This window comes from Dethiosulfovibrio salsuginis, assembly GCF_900177735.1.
In the GTDB taxonomy this organism is placed as follows: Bacteria; Synergistota; Synergistia; order Synergistales; family Dethiosulfovibrionaceae; genus Dethiosulfovibrio; species Dethiosulfovibrio salsuginis.
The window spans coordinates 1-19,633 of record NZ_FXBB01000001.1 but is presented as its reverse complement, the minus strand read 5'-3'; the positions used below and the strand labels follow the sequence as shown (position 1 = coordinate 19,633).

Here is a 19,633-nt window from a genome sequence, read left to right as displayed (position 1 = left end):
AAAAGCCTCCTTATATTTCTTTTATGGCTTTCGCTATGGACACACCGTAGGGAGGTCTGAGAACCCCGACCTCGGTTATTATGGCGGTGACGTTCTCCCCAGGGGTAACGTCAAAGGCGGGGTTCCATACCTCTACGTCCTCGGGAAGCAGCCTTTTCCCGTAGGGGGCACGAACCTCATCTCCATCTCGCTCCTCTATGGGAATACCGTCACCGGAGGATAGGGACAGATCGAAGGTGCTGAGGGGAGCGGCGACGTAGAAAGGAACTCCGTGGGCCTTGGCGGCCAGAGAAAGGCCGTAGGTCCCTATCTTATTGGCGGTATCGCCGTTGGCGGCTATTCTGTCCGCTCCCACTATGACGCAGTCCACACTGACTTTTTTCATCAGCCATGCCGCCATTCCGTCGGAGATAACCGTAACGTCAAAGCCGTCCTCCATGAGCTCCCAGGAGGTGAGAAGCCCTCCCTGGAGCCTAGGCCTGGTCTCGTCGGCGTAGACCTTTACGCTTTTCCCCCTCTCTCTACAGCTCCTTATGACCCCGAGGGCTGTCCCCCAGCCAGCTGTGGCAATGGCTCCGGCGTTACAGTGAGTAAGGATTACCGATCCATCGGAGACCAGGGCCTCGCCGTTGTCGCCTATGGCCCTGTTTATCTCCAGATCCTCCCTGTGAAGCCTCTGGGCCATGGCGATAATATCATCAGGGGATCGGTCAATAACCGAGTCCATCCTCTCCAGAGCCCAACGGAGGTTTACCGCCGTCGGCCTGCTTGAGAGGAGGGTCTCCCGCGCCCTCTTCATATCCTCCCCTGCCAAAGACGCCAGGGCCATACCGTAGGCCGCAGCTACCCCTATGGCAGGGGCTCCTCTCACGACCATAGACGATATGGCCTTAGCGACGTCCTCGTAGGTCTTACAGGTAACGAAACAAGTCTCCCAGGGAATAGCTCTCTGATCCAGCAGGACGAGCTCTCCGTCCAGCCACTTAAAGGTCTCCGGCACCATAGGATAGTTCTCCTCTCTTTATGGGCTCAACGGACTTGACCTCGCACTGAATAACACCGTCGACGAGGTCCAAGTATAAAAGGTCTCCCTTTTTTACCTGATCGATGGACTTGATCGGAATATTACCTCCATCTCTACAGGCGATAAAACCTCTTGCCAAGGTAGAGACGGGGGAAACGCCAAATAGACCGGCGGAAAGCTCCGCCAGCCTGGTCTTTTGGGTGGAAAGGGCCGATTTTATCGATAGGATAAGCTCTTTATCCAGCAGATCGACCTTGGCACTACCGTCGTAGATCGATCTTGTGACAAGCCTATCAAGCCGTGATTTTAGGTACTCCAGATTCCCTCTAGACCGCTCAACCCCGGATAGGGCGGCTTTCATAAGCTGATAAAGCTTATGATCCAAAAGGGAAAACATCGCCTTAGAGCTAGGAACCGAGGCCTCCGCCGCCTCAGAGGGGGTGGCACAGCGAAGATCGGCGGCCATATCGGCGAGGGTCGTATCCACCTGATGGCCTATGCCTGTTACTACCGGAACAGGGCAGGAGGCGACAGCCCTTACTACGTCTGGATCGTCGAAAGGGACCAGATCGTCCCTGCTTCCTCCACCTCTAACGAGAAGGACGGTATCCACCGATAGACCTTTGACAAGGGAGAAGGCCTTCACGATGCTGTCAGGGGCCTCCAGACCTTGAACCAAGCAGGGAATTATCGTCACGTCCACCGATCGATTTCTCTCACCTGATACCTTGAGGACGTCTCGAACAGCTGCCCCTGTAGGGGACGTTATACAGCATATCCGGCTGGGATATGGCTCTATAGGACGTTTTTTAGCGACATCAAAAAGGCCCTCTCTTGAGAGGACCTCCATGGCCTCCTCTTTCGCTCTGTCCGCCGCCCCCCTTCCAAGAGGCATCATCCTCTTGGCGTATAGCTGGTATGTGCCCCTTTGGGGATAGGTCGAAATTCGGCCTCCCACCAGAACCTCATCGCCAGTTTGAGGCCACTTCAAAACAGAGGCGGCATCGGACCGGAATAGGACACCGGAAATCCGGCTATCTCTACCGGATAAAGTGAAATAGCAATGTCCGCTGGAATGCCTCTTAAGATCGGAAATTTCGCCTCTGACCGCCACTCTCGCCAGCTCGGAGGTGGATTCTATAGTCTCTTTTATGAGGATGGAGAGAGAATCCACCGATATAGGGGAGGTCGGCAACTCGTTTTTTCTCAAACTACTCCGCCAGATCGGAGGCTTTCAAGACCTTGGCCAGAACTCCGTTCACGAACTTTCCCGATTCGTCGGTTCCGAACACCTTGGCCATGGAAATCGCCTCCGATATAGCTACCGCTACAGGAATAGACCTAGCGACCATCCCCTCGTATATGGCCATCCTTATGGCGGCTCTATCCACCGCGACCATTCTGTCGGCTCTCCATCCGACGACGTTGCGGTTTATCATGTTATCTATGGTCACTAAGTTGTCCACAACACCTTTGACGATTGAGGATACCTCGCGCTTTACATCTTCCTGTTCGGGATCAAACTGTTCAAAATCAAAGTTATCCAGCGATCGGTCAGGCTCCATGTTCTTGGTCACATCCATACTGTACAGAAGTTGCAGAGCTATCTCCCTTGCCATGTGCTTTTTGTGGTGAGGCGGCTTTTTGCTCAATCTAAAATCTCCTTTATAAGGCTATATATACTTTCTTTGATATTCTTACCGGAATCGGAGCCCATAAATACCGCCAATCCGTAGAAAGCCCCTCCTACCATCAGACAGGTAAGGGTACTTACTATACCCATAGCTAAAACAGCGGAAAGAGAGGTTCCGACGACACCCCAAAAGAGGGGCTTCTCCAGGAAAGAGGGCTCCTCTAGCTCTCCCTCCTCCTCTTTGTGTATCCAGGACACCATAGCCTGGATACCCATAGAGTTCAGGTCTTTTACCAAATTCTCCGATAGCCTCAACTTATCCAGATAAAAAGAGTCCTCTGCGGTGACCAAAGACACTAAAAGATGGTTATTATCGTCCATTATATCTATATCCCGACAGATAACACCTTCGTAGATCCGGCTTTCGACAAAGTCCCTCAATCCTGGCTTGGAAAAAAAAATTGATCCTCCGTTGCCGCTGACCCATTTCAGATACACGAAGACCCTCCTATATTAACGAAAAAGGTCGACTCGCTAACGAGCCGACCCTTAAGCTATCCCTGATCCTCCGGGAGCACGCTAGGATGCCCATCGGTTTTCCCGTCGGGGTAAAGGTCTCCGACGGACTTATCGGGGGGAGTTGTTTCCTCCAGGGAAGTATCGGTCTTAGGGTCGTTGAAGTAGACGCCCTGAACGTATATGTTCACGTAATTAACCGTGTATCCCGTCATAGACTCCAGCTCGTTCTTGATGGTCTCCTGGACATCCCAGGCGAGGTCTGGAATCCTGAGACCGTACTTGACCATTACAAAAGCGTCAACGGAGATAGAGGGAGAATCGCCTTCGTCGATAGAGACCTTTACCCCTTCGGTTACCTTTCGTCCAAGACCTAGCTTAGAGGCTATGCTCGAACTTGCGGGCTGTATCCCAGAGATTTTGACCAAAGACTGTCTCGCCAGCTCTGTGATTACATCCTCGGAGATATGGACCTTACCAGATACATCGGAGAGGTTCTCTCTCTCCGCCTCATCTATGGCTTTATCGACGTCGACGACCTCTGCCATCTCGGTCTCAACGGCACTACTCATCTCATCCATAGGTCATTCCTCCTCAAGCTCAACCTCCGAGGGGGCAAAAGTCCTCTTACAGTTAGGGCAATTAATCAGATCGTCTTCCTTAAATAGGTCCGGTCGGTAGTAAAACATAGTGGAACAGAAGGGGCACAGAATCGACTCGTAAAGATCCATCTGCCCATCTTCCTCGACGGGCATAAGATCATCCTCTTCGTAGTAATCCTGATCTTCCCAATCCTCGTCGAGGGCTCCTAGCTCCTCTCCGATCGCCTCACAGTACTCCACCAGGTCCATCATCTCGTCCACCAGTTCGGCAAGACATTCTTCCTGATCCTCCACCTGGTCAACGACGGCGTCGAGGGCATCCACTATGGCACCGTAGAGGGTCATGTCAAAACCCTCCTTAGGCTTTCCTGCATCAAGCAATCCTTTGATATAGGCTATCTTTTCCCTCGCACTCATCGAAAACCTCCTTGTAAACGACCGACCCGCCGGAGATATCTACTTCTTCGCTCTCTCCAGATAATCTCCAGTTCGGGTATCCACCACTATATCCTCTCCTACCTCGACGAACATAGGGACCGTTACGGTCAGACCGGTCTCGGTAACCGCCGGTTTTCCGCCGCCAGAGGCGGTATCTCCCTTAAAGTTAGGGCTGGTATCCACGATCTTGAGAACTACGCTGTTAGGAAGCTCCACTCCCATGATCCTCTCTCCGAAGGTCTCAAGGGTAACCTCTAGGTTGTCTATAAGGTATTTTACCGCTCGGCCCAGGGTATCGCTGGAAAGGTATACCTGGTCGTAGTTCTCCATGTCCATAAAGACGTAGCTATCGCCTTCCTGGTACAGAAACTGAGCGGCCTTCTGCTCGAAAACTATTCTGTCGAATTTTTCGCCCGAACGGAAGGAGTTCTCTATGATGGATCCGGTGTCTATGTTTCTGAGCTTGGTCTTGACAACCGCGCCCCCTCTTCCCATCTTGTGATGCTGAAACTCCACGACTTCCCACATTCCATTTTGCCAGGATATCTTTATACCGGGGTAAAACTTGCTTGTATCAACGACTTGTGCCATCCAACGAACCTGCCTTCTCTGATATGAGTAAGAATACTCTTTAGTAAGATTTCCTATTAAATAGGCTTGACCTCCCGACGTTCACCGGTAGTGTCCTTTTACAGAGGACAAATCTGTGAGGATAATAATAAGTATATATAGGTGAACCTGTCAATGCCGCAGGGTAAAATCACATATCCCAACTATCGATAGGGGCGTCCTCAACGTCAAGTATATAGGGAATCACCACCATTACAACCTCGGTACGATCGCTGATCTTGGTCTTTGACTTAAAAAGCTCACCTAAGAGGGGAATGTCCCCTAAAATAGGTATTTTCGTGGTGTTGACCGAGTTCCTCTCGTTGAAAAGCCCCCCTACCACGAAAGGCTCTCCGTCTCGGACTCGAACGGAGGTAACGACCTCCCTCTTGCTTGTCTGGGGGACTTTCTCTCCCTGGTTTCCCTCTTTCCAGGAGACGACCTCTCCGGTGGAGATAGAGAGCTCCACCGATATTATACCGTCCCTCCCGATAACCGGGGTAAACTCCAGCTTAGGCCCGACCTCCTCGTCGCTGTAGGTGGGGTTTCCCGCCTCGTCCCTGGCTGAGATGTATTTGAGGTTCTCAACCAGCTTTATGGAGGCTTTTTGACCGCTTATGGTTATCACCGAAGGATTGGCCAGCACCTTACCTTTGTTGCTGGTAACTAGCGCTCTAAGCCCCATATCGAGAAGCCTGGTCTTTGCGTCCCCAATCTCGGAGATAGGGACCCCGGGAAAATCGATTCCTCCCGGCCTCTTATCCCCTGTAGGAGGATTGTAATTATCGGGGTCTTTTACGTAGGAATATCCCCCTCTGGCTCCTGAAGAACTGGTACTGAGCCACCAGTGTTTGTACACCGCGTTTAGCATCGTCTCAAGTTCGTCGGTAGCGTCGTCTTTTATCTCCACTATCCTCGCCCTGAGCATAACCTGCTGGCCTGGATGATCTATCCTCTGGAGTACCCGCTCGAACTGGGCAAGCTGGTTTTCCGAGCCCTGAACGAACAGTCGCCTCAGCCTCTCGTCCACCAGTATATTTTCCTTCGGTATGGTGGTGAGACCCTGAAGGATATCGGGCATAGCCTTCACGTCCGAATAGGCCACCTGGAAAGACCTGGTCTTCTCATCTCCCATAGCCCGGGAGATGGACTCCGGTGCCCCTATTATAATGGTTCTACCGACCTTGGCATAGGTAAACCTGTAGAGCCTCATAAGATATCCGAACACCTCTTTCAGAGGTGCGTCCTCGAACTTCATCGTGAGAGGAGGAACGTCGGACATAGAGGGATCGAGCACTACGTTTAAGTTCATTATATCCCCTAACATACGAAAGACATCCTGAATTGCCACGTATCTAAAGTCTATGGTTATCTTCTTGTCGGTCTGAAAGGGATCGCTTTGGTCTACAGGAGGCGCCTTAGGGGCAGCCATCACCCTCTCCGACTCCGCCCTCTGGGCGGAGGTCCAGGTACGAAGGTCAAAGGTCATCCTGTTTGCCCCCTCTTCCCCTTTAACTCCTCTCACCATCAGCCTGTCTCCGGTGGTCAGAGTCATCTTAAGGCCGTCCTTCACGTGCTCAATCTCTATCTTGGACAGAAGTGGAAAGGAATACTCTTTTTCCCATCTAGACGCCGGCATAACGGTGTTTCTAAAAAATATCTCTATCTTGCCGGGATCGCTGTCGTCGATCTCGGGCCTCGGGAGTCTCCCTCCTGTAACCGATAGACTAACCCTGTCCGCTCCGGCCTGCTGAGGCGTCACCCCCGATACGGTGCTCATCTCCGACAGGGGATCGGCGAAAGCGGAACCATACAGGGCAAAGACGGTAAGTAGAATATAGACGATTCTCATTTTAGCTAATCCCCCTTTACAGATCCACCGGAACTGTAATATTCTTGCCGTTCCAGCGAAAAACCAGTTCTTTTGAGTTTATGGAGATAAAGCGGCCTTTACCCCCTAAAAAGGACATACCTTTTTTTATCACTATACCCTCTCCAACCCCTTCTATATCAACCACAGCGGCGCTGTTTCGACCTATAACCATTACCGCCCTAACCAGGACGATAGGAGGAAGGTCGACTAGATCGACCACAGAAGGCTCAGGTGAAATGAGAGCGACCTCTTTAGGGGACTCCATTTTCATCAAAGGGTTTCTGCCTAGCCTCACTATATCGTTGGCTATTCTCTGGCTGTCCCTTCTGGTGGCTATTATGGTGCGGTAGAGTTCGACTGACTCCTCTACCTTCTTTCTGTCCTCCTCCACCGAGATAGGAGGCATAGGTCCAGGAGCTGGAGGGTTTACATTATATACCCTATAAAGTGCAAAAGACGAACCAGCGATAGAGAGAAGCATAACGGTAAGAGCCGCCCATCGGATAATCCTCCTGTCCCTCTCGTCTCCTTCGAGTATCTCTTTATACCAGTTTTTCAGCGTATCGGAGTTGTAATCTAAGGTCAGCATCGAATCACTTCCCGAAGATGGTCTCTAGGAGAATATCCCCTTTTACCAGATCGCCCTGCCCAGTAATGGACAGCTGTTTTACCCTAAGGGCTACTTCCATCTGTCTCCAGTCCGCTAAGGTCCTTATGAAGGCGGGGTATGCCCCTTCAAAACTGATTCTAACCCCTCTATCACCTTGAGGAGTCGGTTTTCCCGCCTCGTCTATGACCCTGGAGAGAACGCCGTTAGCGGTTAGGTGTCTCTGAACTATTGAAAACAGCTCAACCCCGCTCTCCGGGGTCTCGGAGGTCCCGAGATTGACCGCCGCTAAGACATCTTTATACATAGTGATTCTCCTCTCCGTCGACATAACCTGTCTGCCGTAAAGGGAGAGTTCCTTCTGAACCCTGCCTATCTCCTCCCCTAGCTCCGTAACCCTGGAGAACATAAACCAAGAGAGGCCTAAAAAAAGAAGAGGAAAAAGAAACAGCGACGTAAACAGCGCAGCTCTCATCGTTCTCTCGTTCATGGCATCACCAAAGTACAGCTCAGCCTGAACTCGACCAGACTATGACCGTCCCTGGTTACCCGCCTGGTATTGGGAAAGCCCACCTGACCGACGATAGGGGACTGCATAAGCCCAGTAGCGAACAGGACCACGTCGTTTTCGTTGTAGGAAAAGCCGTTAAGCTGGGCCTTTTCCTGCTCCGCCGAGAGGGAGGACAGCCATACACCTCCAGGAAGGGAAAGCTCTATCTGGCGAAAAAGCTCAAGCAACGGGATATCCCCTTTTAACAGGTTAGTAGTGGCGACCACTACCGACTCCTTCTCCTTCAGCCTTCCAAGCTCCATTATAAGCTTTTCTCCCTGAGCTCTCAGCACATCCCTCTCCAGTATCAACCCCTCTAACCGGTGGTTGAGCTTTACGTATTTTAAAGACCCTACACCTAAAGTTAAAAGGGAGATCAGTAGAAAGGATACCATAACCACAGGGAAAAGGAGCTTAAGGGGATTTAGCTTTTCCGTGCTGTCCTTTACCCTGTACTCCTCTGGCAAAACGTTAAATTTTGTCATAACAGATCCCTCACAGCCAGTCCTACGACCGACTCGCTCTCCCCGGACTCCTCAGGGGCACCGGCTATATTCCAGTTTTGCCAGGGCGAGACCACCAGCACCGGAGTCTCCATACTACGGGAGATCCTCTCTCTGAGGACCTCCCTCACCGAGTGATCCCCTCCTAGGATTATGCTGCCGATAGGCAGATCCCTGAAAATGGTCTTTATGTAGTTTAAAGTAGCCTGAATCTCGCTGACAACCCTGTTGCCGAGCTCGTCAATTCCCATAGCCAGATCGGCGGGAAACGGGACCGCCCTGTAAAAAAGGCTGCTCTCCTTGAAGCCGATGACGAACTGCACTCCTTCGGAGTAGACCATGAGGACCATATAGCCCTGTTCCGATTCATATCCCTTCCCCACCATCGCCCTGAAGGCCGCTACGTTGTTGGGCTCCATGGACAGCATAGGCACCCCGTGGGCCTTAAAGCCGTCCAGAAGGGGCTCTATCTTGCTCCTTTTAACCGACGCCACCAGAAGATGGACGGTGTCCTCTTTATCGTTCCCCGAGGGCAGGTCTACGTTGGATACATCGTAAAGCGCCTCGGTAACCGGATAGGGAAAGTGTTTTTCAAAATCCCACTGAACCGCATCTTTAGCCATAGGCAAATCCATATTAGGAAGATCGACGTTTCGGATCATAAAATCCCTGGAGGGCAAGCCGATGGAGACAGGACAGGAAAAGCCCCCTATTTTTGCGGATAGCTCGTAGACCGAATCCAGAACCGCCATAGGGTACACCAGGCCATTTTGTTTGACCGCTGCCCTTGAGTATCCCACAAACTCCTGTCTTTTGACCGATAGACCTTCGCCCTCTCTGGCCAGATCGAGGTAGTAGATACCGCTGGTCATAATGGCCAGTCCGGCCATAGCGTCTTTAGCCTTTTTTCTTTTCCAGAAAGCCATAGGAAACCTCCGTCACTGTATTTCCAGGGAAACCGCTATTTTCTGAGCCAGGAGGTTCTCCCCGTCGTCTATAGCCGAGAGCCATATAGGTCTGGATGAATATAGATCGAAAAAAACCGCAGGCGAAACAGCGCCGTCCTTTCCGTCGAGGAAGATAGTCTCCTCGTTCCATAAGACGGGAAAGATAATGCCCTCCCCTTGATTCAACTCCATTCTCCTGAGGGGCCGCTCGACTTTTGAGATTCTACCGGTCAGTTCAAGGTTCTCTGCGTATGAACCACAGGGAACTAGGAGGAGCATCAGCAAAGCGATCACCCCGACGTATTTGGTGTAACTCACCATAATATCCTCCAGTATCCCGAACGGGCTATCTCTTTATCGCTTTTTACTGAATCGTCATTTTTGGGTTCCGGCACGTCGATGGTCAGAATAGATCCGTCCTCGTCCTGCTTTGCCTTAAGATCCGGCGGTATAGACAGATCTTCTGGATTTTTGCCTGAGGGATTCGTAATGCCCGCGAATATCCTGTTATCCTTTACTTCCAGACTGGTGATTCTGACTCCCTTAAGCTCGATGTACCGTTTTTTACCGCTAGCGCCGTCGTCAAAGAAAGGCTTGCCATCGAAGGCCCCTAGGACGTAGAGTCTGGCGTTTCCGGGCTCGCATGGATTTCCCCCGGAGTCGATATAGGTGGCTACGAACACCTTGCCCCCAGCGACCACCGGAGGGGTCGTCGAAAACTCCCCTTCCTCCAGAGACAGAAGCCATCCCTCGTGGTCGTCCTCGGGATTCAGCTGATCCTCCTTGCCCGAAAGGGCCTTAAGATCCTTCAGTTGAAGGGTCTCCGACTCCGGCTCCTTAAAACCGACTATACAGTCGGCGGAGATGGTCCTCGAATTCCTTGGAACTATATCGAAGGGATCTCCAGTTGCGCCGAATATCCACATTTGGCCCAGTTTCTTAGATAGATCCAGACCGTGAACGAATGGAGGAACTCCCTTAGGACCGGACAAATCGGCTAGTTTGCTCAAAGTCCAGTTGCCCAGAACGCTCTCGTCCCATCGCAGACGCCATATCTGTCCACGCGTATCTCCTACGTAGCCTTTGTCGATCTTAAGGTACTCCGCTCTGCTTGCCCCCTTAGCCACCGCTATCTCCCCTATGACCTGTCCCAGGTCGTCGTGGACGATAGGATCGTGAAATCGTTCTCCGTTAGCTACGTCAAGGGCGTAGATAGCCCTTCCGCCTTCATCCCCTCTGTTTGAGAGGGAGATAGAACCGTCGGACCAAATCTGAGAGGAACCGGCCCCTGCACCGAACAGGGTTATCCACCGAGTCTCACTGGAGTCCTTAACCCAGCCGATGAAGGGACGCCCGAGAACCCGCCTGAGGTCGGGGATGGATTTAGACACGTCCTCCCCGGAGGACAGGGTCGATCCGGCGTTAGAGTATCTCCAAAGAAGGTCGTTTTTATCGGGATGAAAGCCCACTCCATCCTCGGAATAGACGGTGCTGTCCCTTGCCCAGAGGAAATAGGGCTTCGTGGGGTCGGTGACGTCGAGAGCGTAGAGACCTGTCCCTCCGTACCCCAGGGTCCCTATGAGGACCGTTTTGTATTTATCTCCAGGGTCGTAAGGAGGGTTGATCTTCACGTCCTCCACGACCATAGGGCCAGACAGAAGATACCGAGAGCTTCCCTCATTTCTCTCTACCAGATTGTCCACGAGGCCCGCCATCCTAGATCGATGAAGGACATTGGGAGGTATAAAGGCCATAATCTCATCTCCCGAGTCGTCGCTGATTATCTGTAAAATTCCTCCGTTACCCTGGTTAAACAGGACCGTTCCTCTCTGTCTGTTCTCGTAGGCAAAGGCGTTAAAATCGCTGTCGGGACGGCTACCAGGAGGGGGACCCATGACAAATAGGGACCCTCTGTAGGAGTCGATCATAACGTGAACCCTGTTAGAGCTCTGATCCCAACGACCGCCCCTTATCCATCTGGTAAAGTTATCCCTGTATCGATCCTCCACCCCGGCGTGGTAGGCCACAGGCCCCGCTCCTCCTCCGGTGGAAGGGAAGGGGCGAAGGTTGCTGTTCCACAGGAATCCCTCGGAAACATCATACCACGGAGCGTGGTATATCGGCCTCTTATCCCAAGGCTTTATCCGGTCGGTACCGTCCCACAGGGTCTCGTAACCGTCTTTTGAGGTGAGTTCCTTTTTGTAGAGATATCCCGGCCACGCCCCATCCACCCGAGGGACAAATGACGTGGCGTAGACGATATTGCTGTCCTCGTTGCCGCTCAATACCTTAGGCGGTGCTGAGGAGGACTTTTTATTGCTCTGAATTGTCCTGAATATGAGCCTGAAGGCCTCCAGCAGAGAGTCGGTGTCGGTGGCATAGTAGGCTTCGTTCCTTTTTATGTCTGAGTTGACCTCCCAGGCCCTGCCCTGAAAGGCCATGTTGTTCAGGGTGGTCGACGGAGGATCTATTATGCCTATGACGAAAGTCCTGACCGGCTTGGCCTCCTGTCCAAGAGGTTTAGGCCAGTGGGGATCTTTCTTGTTCGCCTCGTACAGGTTTCTGACAGCGGTAACCGGCTGGGTGCTGGAATAGGAGTCCTCCCCGTCGGTGAGAACTATGAGCCAGTTGTCCTGACAGGGATACTCTATGGCCGGCTGGATAAAGGAATAGGCGCAATCTTGGGGGGGGTTCCCTCCTGAATGGATGGAGTTGCCAAGAGGTGTTGCCCCTACCCCCCTCACCTCGTCGTTGTCCGAGTTCTCCACCCCGTCGATGAGGGATAGAAGATCGTACCACTGGTTGGAGCCTATTTTATCAACAGGAACTCCGCCGGAGAAAAGGGAGGAATCATAATAAAAATGGGGTATCAAACCGAAATCAAGCCTCATCTTTCCCCTCCTCTCGCCGGTAGGTTGCCAGGAAAGGCCCTGCCTTGATCTCCACCTATTCGAGTAATCCCAGAACTCGTAGGTTACGGGACCGGGGATGTCGTATCTTCTCTCCTGATGATAGGTCGAAAGACCGATCTTCAGGCCCTCCACCATGGAGGGATCGGTGAAGACGGTCCAAAGAACCTTTTTAAGGATATACATTCTGCTATCGTTAGGGTGAAGATACCTGCCGTCAGGTGCCCTTCCCATATAGCGAAGCCTGTAGGGCCCTAGATCGTCGATCTGGGCCTGGGTCAGATAGGTCGCAGGAGGATAGTAGGAGAGAGAACCGTCATCGGGGTCGTTATTCCTGTTATCGGTGTCATATCCGTAATAGAACTGACCTCGATAGGGACCACCTCCGTCCCCGTGTGTATATCCCCCTCTCAGGTTAAAGAGCATGGATCCGCTGGTGTCTATGAGAAGCAGGACGTTTGGAGGTACGTAGGTGGCGTACTCCTGAGGGATCGGCTTGAAGACGCTAGGAAGGTTTGCGTCTCCAAAAACACAGTGGGAGGACAGTAACACCGACATAACTATCGCAAAAGACAAAAATGTTTTTTTGAGCTCAGACCTCATAGCTTCACCTCCTGTACCTCATTTTAGTTTTAGTATCCTTTGCTCTAAGGTTATGGACCTTCCCTGATCGTCGGAGACCGTCGTCCTGATCAGGTAGACCAAAAGATTGGAGATTTCCTCCCCTTTGTAGTTCTCCTCCTTCTCCGACTCTCCACCTACATCGCCGTAAAATACCCCCTCTTCTCCTTGAGGCACCACTTTGACGTAGCCCAGATTGCTTTTATAGACCAGATCGTATATGACGGTCCTAGACGTAAATATTCCCGATGTCCTATCACGGACCACAGGGCTCCCGTTCTTCAGAACCACAAGGGAGTCGAAGGGGACGCCGTCTGCGGGTTTTTCGTCCCACGCCGGAACGTATTTATCGTTGTACTTGCCTACAGGATAGGGCTTTGACTCAGTCTCCTGACCGAGCCAGCCTTTTGCTCCCTCCAGCTCCGACATAGCAAGGCTGTAAAGCTCCATTCGCCGTACCGACCTGGAGGAGGAACTGTGAAAGTTCTCCACCATGTACAGGGCGGTAAAGACGAAAGCCGATCCGACCATCAGCACTATAAGCACCATGATAAGCGAAAAGCCCGACCGTCTCATAGGTTTCTCACCCTCCATACCGCCGATGAAAGGACCAGTTTATACCGATAGTCGTCGGCGGTTATAGGGTTTCCGCCGTCGGGCCAGGGAATGGCCTCCTGAGGAGAGGACAAGCCCTCTCTAGCGTCCCCTCTGGTTAGGACGGAAACCTTAAGGACGTTGCCCTCCAGTTCCTCGAAGTAGATCTTTAGGACCCCTTTCACCACCGGCTGGGCGGCACCGTTATTGTCCTTTACGCAAAATTCGTCGTTCTGTACGTAGGCCTCCATGGTCCTCACCAGCAGTAGAGGATCGAAACGAGCGGAGGTTACAGGGTCTCTGCCCAGAAAAGACAGGGAAAGGGGGGACGCACTCGAGCCAGTCAGCGATGGAGTTCCAGTCGATAGGAAGGAGAGCCACTTACTGTCGGAAGGTCCATAGGCGTAATTCAGATTAAGACCATCGGTATTGCCAGTCAGGGCCACTGAGGTCGTTCCACCGGGGGAGAAGTCCACCATATCGGCGGTGACCGCTTCGAGCACCGTGGAATATACGATCCTTATGGTTCTGCCGTTATCGGCCAGGGAGAGAGGGCTTCCCCAGGAGCTTAGCAGGGGGTCGCCATTCACGACATGGGTATAGAGGTCTGGGCTTGAGGGGAATCCCAGCCCCGCGGAGAGGGCCACCGGCTCCAGGTAGGACAGGACCATCTGGCCCCTCTGGAGGGCTGTGGTGTACTCCGAGGACTGTTCGTAGTTTTTCAGGTAGGTGTAGAGGAGGGACACCGTCGATCCACCTATGACCGACGTTATCATCAAAGCAATTAAGACCTCCACCAAGGTGAAGGCCTTCCGTCTTTTCGATCCTGTTTTCGGCCAATAGGTCATATCACTTAGTCCACCCTTCTGTCCCGGGATGTCCCGTAGTCCCGAGATAAGGTCAGGCTTCCAGCCCCTCTGAGACCGTCCCAGTTTACCGCCACCGTGACGATGTGGAGATAGTCGGATGTCTTAGCCACAGACCTGGACCAGGAATACCCTCCATCAACGTCGGAACTGACGACCCAGGAGGTGTTGTCCAGATCGACTCCCTCGACCTCCTCGAGCCTGGCCATGGCCACCGAAAGGGCCTTCTCCCTCTGGACGCCGTGGACCATGAGCCTGGTGGTGGCGACGGGAACCGCCGCCAGTCCCACCAGGGCTATGGACAGTATGGCCATGGCTATGAGGGTCTCCACAAGGGAAAAGGCCCTCCTGGACATGTTAGCGGAGCCTCATCCAGACACCATCTTCGCTATCATAGTCTCCAGCTGCTGTAGTGGGCCCTGCCGTTCCGCCATAAAGCCCCGACTCTTTAGCCATTTTCTTAAGAGCACCCTGGACCCCGGTGTTCTTGATCAAGTCGCCAGTGTATCCCACAAATTGATCATCAGAAGCTAAGGCAAAACCAGTAAAATCTTTATCTATGTAGGGCTTAAAATCAGTTGCCATATTTGCTGCAGTAGGCCATTTATTGTTATCCGAGTAATACATCAAAGCAGCGGACTTCAATGTCCTCAGGTCGCTGACTATCTTCGTGGCGTTGGCCTTGTCGGTACTACCACCTGCAACCAACATCATACCTCCTGCCAGTATACCGATGATGATTATGACTATGAGCAACTCAACCAGTGTGAATCCTGGCCTTCTGTTTCTTTTGATATCCTTTTTCATGCTAAAGCCCTCCCTTAGTTTAGTATCAAAAATCATTTATGTAACCTTTTGTATTATACCATACAAACCACAATAGTAAATCCCTACAGCATCTCCTGTATCGCCGTGACTATAGGTGAGAAGATGGCCAGCGCCACTATGGCCACAACACCTCCTACGAAGACTATGAGCACCGGCTCCAGTATGGAGGTCAGCCTCTTTATCTTCTCGTCAAGCTCTAGCTCGAACCAGTCGGCCACTTTGTTCAACATTTCGTCGACCTGGCCCGTCTCCTCCCCGACCCTCAGCATATGGGCCACCATAGGAGGGAATATCTTGATGTTCCTGGCGGTGTCCCCTAGTCCCGCCCCCTTTCTGGCCGCTAGTTCCATGGACTTGAAGGCGTTCTCAAACACCGAGTTTCCCGATATTCGAGAGGTCATGTCCAGCGCCTGTAGTATAGGTATTCCCGAGTGGGTCAGCGACGCCAGAGTCCTGGTCGACCTCGCCATATCCGCTTTGAAGATGAGGTCGCCGAAGATAGGCAGTTTCAGCTTGACCCTGTCCATGTAGGGCTTTGTTACCTTCCATCTCGCTATGGCCGAGAGGGATACTACGATGGCGATCACAGAGGATATAAAGAGTATCCAGTTGTCCGCCATCCATATGCCGAAGTTGAACATAAACTTTGTTACCGCTGGCAGCTCTATGTTCAGGTTGTTGAAGACCGTTGCGAACTTGGGCATTACCACCGTTATCAGCAGATATAGAACGAACATAGAGAAGGCCATTACCACCGCTGGGTAGGTTATGGCGGAGACTATCTTCTTGTGAAGGGCGTCCTGTCTTTCGAGAAAGTCCGCTACCCTCTCGAGACTTCCATCTAAGGTTCCCCCTTCCTCCCCCGCCTGTATGATGGATATGGACATAGGGGGAAAGAGGGAGTGAAGCTTCATCGCCGCGCTGAGGGCGTTTCCACTGTCCACTTTCTTTTTAACCTGAGAAATGGCGTCGGACAGCTTCAGGTTTTTCGTCTGGTCCGACAGGATATTTAGGGAGGATCCTATGTTGACCCCCGCTTTTATCATGGTGGAAAGCTGGCGAAAGAACACCGCCTTGTCCTTCAGGGGAACCGTGCCTATGAGCTTCATTTTGTGTATGAGTCCTTTGGAGGACCCTGTATCTTTAGCCTGTTTACCCGCCGCCTTTTTCTCCTCGACCTTGTCTATGGAGATAGGGAGCATCCCTTTTTTTCTTATCTGCTCCACCACCGACTGAACTGTGGTTCCCTCCATTATACCCGATTCTATCTTACCACCCTGGGCTCTGGCTTTATATCTGTACTTCAAGGCAATTCCTCCTCAGGGCTAGTTCTCTCCACCTTCAAAAACCAGTCGCTCAAAGTCCTTTCTATCGTAGGCGTAGTTTGCCGCCTGATCGAAGGTCAGTATACCCCTCAACACCAGTCTGGCGAGGTTCTGCTCCATGGTGTGCATTCCTACGTCCGAACCGGTCTGCATTACCGTCTTTATCTGGGTCGTCTTGCCCTCTCGGATACAGTTTCTGACCGCCGGGTTTACCCTCAAAAGCTCGGTGGCCACGGTCCGCCCTCCTCCGGGCATGGGGATAAGCTGCTGGGAGCAGATACCCACCAGAGATGAAGCCAGCTGAAGCCTTATCTGTTGTTGTTGGTGGGGAGGAAAGACGTCTATTATCCGGTCTATGGACTGGGAGGCGTCTCTGGTGTGAAGGGTTGCAAAGACCAAATGCCCCGTCTCGGCGGCGGTTATGGCCGCCCCGATGGTCTCTAAGTCCCTCATCTCCCCTATAAGGATGACGTCGGGGTCCTGTCTCAGCGCCCTTTTAAGGGCCTCGGAGAAGGACTTTGTGTCGCTACCTATCTCCCTCTGATGGACAATGGAATTTTCCGACCTATATAGGTATTCTATAGGATCTTCGATGGTGATGATATGTTCCTTTCGGGTCAAATTTATGTGCTGTAGGCACGCAGCGAGAGTAGTGCTTTTCCCGTGCCCTGTGGGCCCAGTGACCAAAAATAGTCCTCTTTTTTGATCGCATATATCCGCCAGTGCCTCAGGCAACATCAGCTGGTCTATGGTCCTGATATCGGTGGGGATCAGCCTTAACGCTATGGCAAGCTGGCCTAGCTCGTAAAAGCAGTTTCCCCTAAACCTTGCGCTGTAGTCCTGTGCCTGAAAAGAGAAGCTAAAGTCCATCTCTTTGGTCGATCGGAGGGTCTCCATCTGCTCTTCCGAGAGAAGCCCCGATACGATGATCTCCATATCCTCCCTTTCGACTATTCCCGCATTGGCCATTTTTATAAGGTGACCGTCCAGCCTCATAGCAGGGGGATTTCCTACACTAAGGTGCAGATCGCTGGATTTTTTCTTTATGACGTCCCTCAGGAGATCCTGCATTCCCACGGTAAGACCCATTTATTTTACCTCCTATAGGGTTGTGACGTTAAGCATCTCTTCCACCGTGGTGGTTCCGTCTAAAACCTTGGAGAGGGCTGCCTCTCTCAGTGTCCTCATACCCATCGCTATGGCGGCTTTCTTTATGCTAACCGCAGTCTCCTGGTCTATTATTCTGTTTCTTATCTCTTCGTTCATCTCCATTATCTCGAAAACAGAGGTCCTTCCTACGTGGCCTGTTCCGCGACAGGTGTCACACCCTCTTGAACGGTAGGCCTTGCTTCCCTCTGGAAGGGCTAGAGATCGACATATAGGATCCTCTACGGTGTACTCTACCTTGCAATCTGGGCAAAGACGACGGACTAGCCTCTGGGCTATGACCGCTACCACCGACGAGGCGACCAGAAAAGGAGGAACTCCCATGTCCCCTAGCCTTATAGCCGCGCTGGGAGCGTCGTTAGTGTGAAGTGTAGACAGGACAAGGTGTCCCGTAAGGGCCGCCCTTATGGCCAGGTTGGCGGTCTCGGTGTCCCTCATCTCCCCTATCATTATCTTGTCCGGATCCTGCCTAAGTATAGCCCTGAGCACCGAACTAAAGGTCCTGCCTGCCTTCTCGCTTACCTGAACCTGGTTGATACCGGCTATAGAGTATTCCACCGGGTCCTCTACGGTGACAATGTTTACGTCAGGGGTGTTGATCCTCTCCAAAAAGGAATAAAGGGTCGTCGATTTGCCGCTTCCTGTAGGTCCGGTTACCAATATAATTCCGTAGGGGACCTTGAGAAGTCTGTCTATTTTATCCCTGTCCTTTTGGTCGAAACCAAGTTTTTCCAGTCCCACCATGGCGTTTGACTGGTCTAAAACCCTTATGACCGTTTTTTCGCCATAAACCGTAGGCAAGGTCGATACACGGAGGTCCACTCGCCTGTCCATTACCTTGATAAGGATTCGGCCATCCTGGGGCTTTCGTTTTTCCGATATGTCAATATTGGCCATTATCTTGATACGAGAGGTTACGGCAGGGTGAAGCCCTCTGGAGAAGTTGGTAGCGTTGAAGAGCTGTCCGTCCACCCTGTATCTGACCTGGGTGTCCTTTTCAAAGGGCTCGATATGTATGTCCGAGCTTCTGTCTTTGACCGCCTGTTCGAGAATAGTGTTGACCAGGTTTATCACCGGCGCATCGTCCGCAGCGGCGGTGGATATGGCCTGACCAAGGTCTAGTTCTATTCCCTCGGAGCCTGAGGAGACGATCTCGAGGTCCTCCGCGCTGTTTAAGGTTTCCTGCATGGTGTAAATTCTGCTTAAATCCCGCAGTATATGGGATGCAGGGCAAAGTCCAAAATCGATTTCTCTGCCGGACATCATTCTTAGCTCGTCGGCGGCGACGATATTCAACGGATCGGAGGTAGCGACCATCAGATGGTCTTCGTCGGTAATCCTCATAGGGATGACCTTCAACCTCTCTGCTATTCCCTGCGGAATTAGCCTCAAAGCCTCGGGTTCTGGACGATATCGAGAGATCGATACTTGAGGTATGTGGAGCTGGGTAGAAAGCGCCTCTATAAGCTGGTTTTCCGAAAGCCAGCCGTTTTTTATAAGTATCTCCCCTAGCCTCATGCCGCTTTGACGTTGTTCCTGTAAGGCGGATTCCAGCTGAGAAGGGGTTAGAGCGTTAGAGTCTACGAGAATATCCCCTAGTTTTACGTTTTTTAAACTGTCCACATTTACCCCTCCTTTCTCTTTTGATTATACCATCGAGGGCATATGCCAAAAGGCCCTGTCTCTAAAGAGACAGGGCCTTTTTAAAAGCTGAAGAAAAGATCCTTGGCAACGACCTACTCTCCCACGAAGCAAATCGCAGTACCATCGGCGCTGGAGGGCTTAACTGCCGGGTTCGGCATGGAGCCGGGTGTACCCCCTCCGCAAAGGTCACCAAGGACCTTCTCAAAATATAAACACCAAGACATAGGAACTAGAGAAACCAAAAGAGGTTAAGGCCTCGGCGTATTAGTACCGGTCAGCTCCACACGTTGCCGTGCTTCCACCTCCGGCCTATGTACCCTGTCGTCTACAGGACGCCTTACTTGCTTATGCAATGAGGTATCTCATCTTGAAGGCGG

General features: G+C 52.0%; 21 protein-coding genes and 2 rRNA genes. All 23 read right to left on the bottom strand.

Features of this window, described 5'->3' with window-relative positions:
* Positions 1-10: 10 nt before the first annotated feature.
* A complete protein-coding gene (gene mtnA, locus B9Y55_RS00115) occupies positions 11-1,003 on the bottom strand; it encodes an S-methyl-5-thioribose-1-phosphate isomerase (RefSeq protein ID WP_085543329.1) in 993 nt (330 codons plus the stop codon).
* On the bottom strand, positions 984-2,234 hold the full coding sequence (gene xseA, locus B9Y55_RS00110) for an exodeoxyribonuclease VII large subunit (RefSeq protein ID WP_159448166.1): 1,251 nt from the start codon (positions 2,232-2,234) through the stop codon (positions 984-986). Before xseA ends, mtnA begins: the two co-directional genes overlap by 20 nt.
* A 1-nt stretch (position 2,235) precedes the next feature.
* Complete coding sequence (nusB, locus tag B9Y55_RS00105; RefSeq protein WP_234986049.1) at positions 2,236-2,676, bottom strand: transcription antitermination factor NusB; 441 nt, start codon at positions 2,674-2,676, stop codon at positions 2,236-2,238.
* Positions 2,673-3,155 (bottom strand): hypothetical protein, encoded by a 483-nt coding sequence (locus tag B9Y55_RS00100; protein ID WP_085543327.1) that lies wholly within the window; start codon positions 3,153-3,155, stop codon positions 2,673-2,675. Before B9Y55_RS00100 ends, nusB begins: the two co-directional genes overlap by 4 nt.
* Before the next feature lie 56 nt (positions 3,156-3,211).
* Positions 3,212-3,754, bottom strand: a complete 543-nt coding sequence (locus B9Y55_RS00095) for an Asp23/Gls24 family envelope stress response protein (protein WP_143340751.1) — start codon at positions 3,752-3,754, stop codon at positions 3,212-3,214.
* 3 nt (positions 3,755-3,757) lie between these two features.
* Positions 3,758-4,192, bottom strand: coding sequence for a CD1247 N-terminal domain-containing protein (locus B9Y55_RS00090; RefSeq protein WP_085543326.1), 435 nt, complete (start codon positions 4,190-4,192; stop codon positions 3,758-3,760).
* 39 nt (positions 4,193-4,231) lie between these two features.
* The gene (gene efp, locus B9Y55_RS00085; RefSeq protein WP_085543325.1) at positions 4,232-4,804 is read right to left on the bottom strand and encodes an elongation factor P; all 573 of its coding nucleotides are present in this window, start codon (positions 4,802-4,804) and stop codon (positions 4,232-4,234) included.
* Positions 4,805-4,973: 169 nt separating this feature from the next.
* Positions 4,974-6,674, bottom strand: a complete 1,701-nt coding sequence (locus B9Y55_RS00080; protein ID WP_085543324.1) for a type II secretion system protein GspD — start codon at positions 6,672-6,674, stop codon at positions 4,974-4,976.
* 16 nt (positions 6,675-6,690) lie between these two features.
* A complete protein-coding gene (locus B9Y55_RS00075) occupies positions 6,691-7,284 on the bottom strand; it encodes a hypothetical protein (protein ID WP_085543323.1) in 594 nt (197 codons plus the stop codon).
* A gap of 4 nt (positions 7,285-7,288) precedes the next feature.
* Positions 7,289-7,792, bottom strand: coding sequence for a hypothetical protein (locus B9Y55_RS00070; protein WP_085543322.1), 504 nt, complete (start codon positions 7,790-7,792; stop codon positions 7,289-7,291).
* The gene (locus tag B9Y55_RS00065) at positions 7,789-8,337 is read right to left on the bottom strand and encodes a PilN domain-containing protein (protein WP_085543321.1); all 549 of its coding nucleotides are present in this window, start codon (positions 8,335-8,337) and stop codon (positions 7,789-7,791) included. Before B9Y55_RS00065 ends, B9Y55_RS00070 begins: the two co-directional genes overlap by 4 nt.
* The gene (gene pilM / locus B9Y55_RS00060) at positions 8,334-9,281 is read right to left on the bottom strand and encodes a type IV pilus biogenesis protein PilM (protein ID WP_085543320.1); all 948 of its coding nucleotides are present in this window, start codon (positions 9,279-9,281) and stop codon (positions 8,334-8,336) included. The genes B9Y55_RS00065 and pilM overlap by 4 nt, the downstream gene beginning before the upstream one ends.
* Positions 9,282-9,293: 12 nt before the next feature.
* Positions 9,294-9,620 carry a hypothetical protein gene (locus B9Y55_RS00055; protein ID WP_085543319.1) on the bottom strand — a complete coding sequence of 109 codons (327 nt, stop codon included), beginning with the start codon at positions 9,618-9,620 and terminating at the stop codon, positions 9,294-9,296.
* Entirely contained in the window at positions 9,617-12,787 is a 3,171-nt protein-coding gene (locus B9Y55_RS12955; RefSeq protein ID WP_159448165.1) for a PilC/PilY family type IV pilus protein, read from the bottom strand. The genes B9Y55_RS00055 and B9Y55_RS12955 overlap by 4 nt, the downstream gene beginning before the upstream one ends.
* 45 nt (positions 12,788-12,832) lie before the next feature.
* Complete coding sequence (locus B9Y55_RS00045; RefSeq protein ID WP_159448164.1) at positions 12,833-13,381, bottom strand: hypothetical protein; 549 nt, start codon at positions 13,379-13,381, stop codon at positions 12,833-12,835.
* A 23-nt stretch (positions 13,382-13,404) separates the two neighbouring features.
* The gene (locus tag B9Y55_RS00040; protein WP_085543317.1) at positions 13,405-14,274 is read right to left on the bottom strand and encodes a prepilin-type N-terminal cleavage/methylation domain-containing protein; all 870 of its coding nucleotides are present in this window, start codon (positions 14,272-14,274) and stop codon (positions 13,405-13,407) included.
* Between the two features lie 5 nt (positions 14,275-14,279).
* Positions 14,280-14,648 (bottom strand): type IV pilus modification PilV family protein, encoded by a 369-nt coding sequence (locus B9Y55_RS00035; protein WP_085543316.1) that lies wholly within the window; start codon positions 14,646-14,648, stop codon positions 14,280-14,282.
* A gap of 1 nt (position 14,649) precedes the next feature.
* Positions 14,650-15,099, bottom strand: coding sequence for a type II secretion system protein (locus tag B9Y55_RS00030; protein WP_085543612.1), 450 nt, complete (start codon positions 15,097-15,099; stop codon positions 14,650-14,652).
* An 83-nt stretch (positions 15,100-15,182) separates the two neighbouring features.
* Positions 15,183-16,427, bottom strand: coding sequence for a type II secretion system F family protein (locus B9Y55_RS00025; RefSeq protein ID WP_234986047.1), 1,245 nt, complete (start codon positions 16,425-16,427; stop codon positions 15,183-15,185).
* Between the two features lie 18 nt (positions 16,428-16,445).
* On the bottom strand, positions 16,446-17,534 hold the full coding sequence (locus B9Y55_RS00020) for a type IV pilus twitching motility protein PilT (protein WP_085543314.1): 1,089 nt from the start codon (positions 17,532-17,534) through the stop codon (positions 16,446-16,448).
* Positions 17,535-17,546: 12 nt separating this feature from the next.
* Entirely contained in the window at positions 17,547-19,235 is a 1,689-nt protein-coding gene (locus tag B9Y55_RS00015; protein ID WP_085543313.1) for a GspE/PulE family protein, read from the bottom strand.
* Between the two features lie 100 nt (positions 19,236-19,335).
* Positions 19,336-19,450: ribosomal RNA gene (gene rrf / locus B9Y55_RS00010) — 5S ribosomal RNA — on the bottom strand.
* A gap of 50 nt (positions 19,451-19,500) precedes the next feature.
* Positions 19,501-19,633: ribosomal RNA gene (locus B9Y55_RS00005) — 23S ribosomal RNA — on the bottom strand; the annotation flags it as partial.

Excerpts from the sequence above, each read along its gene's own strand:
- B9Y55_RS00065 (WP_085543321.1), bottom strand. The coding sequence starts at position 8,337 with ATGACAAAATTTAACGTTTTGCCAGAGGAGTACAGGGTAAAGGACAGC.
- B9Y55_RS00080 (WP_085543324.1), bottom strand. The coding sequence starts at position 6,674 with ATGAGAATCGTCTATATTCTACTTACCGTCTTTGCCCTGTATGGTTCC.
- mtnA (WP_085543329.1), bottom strand. The coding sequence starts at position 1,003 with ATGGTGCCGGAGACCTTTAAGTGGCTGGACGGAGAGCTCGTCCTGCTG.
- B9Y55_RS00045 (WP_159448164.1), bottom strand. The coding sequence starts at position 13,381 with ATGGTGCTTATAGTGCTGATGGTCGGATCGGCTTTCGTCTTTACCGCC.
- efp (WP_085543325.1), bottom strand. The coding sequence starts at position 4,804 with ATGGCACAAGTCGTTGATACAAGCAAGTTTTACCCCGGTATAAAGATA.
- B9Y55_RS00035 (WP_085543316.1), bottom strand. The coding sequence starts at position 14,648 with ATGTCCAGGAGGGCCTTTTCCCTTGTGGAGACCCTCATAGCCATGGCC.
- B9Y55_RS00040 (WP_085543317.1), bottom strand. The coding sequence starts at position 14,274 with ATGACCTATTGGCCGAAAACAGGATCGAAAAGACGGAAGGCCTTCACC.
- B9Y55_RS00070 (WP_085543322.1), bottom strand. The coding sequence starts at position 7,792 with ATGAACGAGAGAACGATGAGAGCTGCGCTGTTTACGTCGCTGTTTCTT.
- B9Y55_RS00020 (WP_085543314.1), bottom strand. The coding sequence starts at position 17,534 with ATGGGTCTTACCGTGGGAATGCAGGATCTCCTGAGGGACGTCATAAAG.
- B9Y55_RS00090 (WP_085543326.1), bottom strand. The coding sequence starts at position 4,192 with ATGAGTGCGAGGGAAAAGATAGCCTATATCAAAGGATTGCTTGATGCA.
- B9Y55_RS00075 (WP_085543323.1), bottom strand. The coding sequence starts at position 7,284 with ATGCTGACCTTAGATTACAACTCCGATACGCTGAAAAACTGGTATAAA.
- pilM (WP_085543320.1), bottom strand. The coding sequence starts at position 9,281 with ATGGCTTTCTGGAAAAGAAAAAAGGCTAAAGACGCTATGGCCGGACTG.
- B9Y55_RS00030 (WP_085543612.1), bottom strand. The coding sequence starts at position 15,099 with ATGAAAAAGGATATCAAAAGAAACAGAAGGCCAGGATTCACACTGGTT.
- B9Y55_RS00095 (WP_143340751.1), bottom strand. The coding sequence starts at position 3,754 with ATGGATGAGATGAGTAGTGCCGTTGAGACCGAGATGGCAGAGGTCGTC.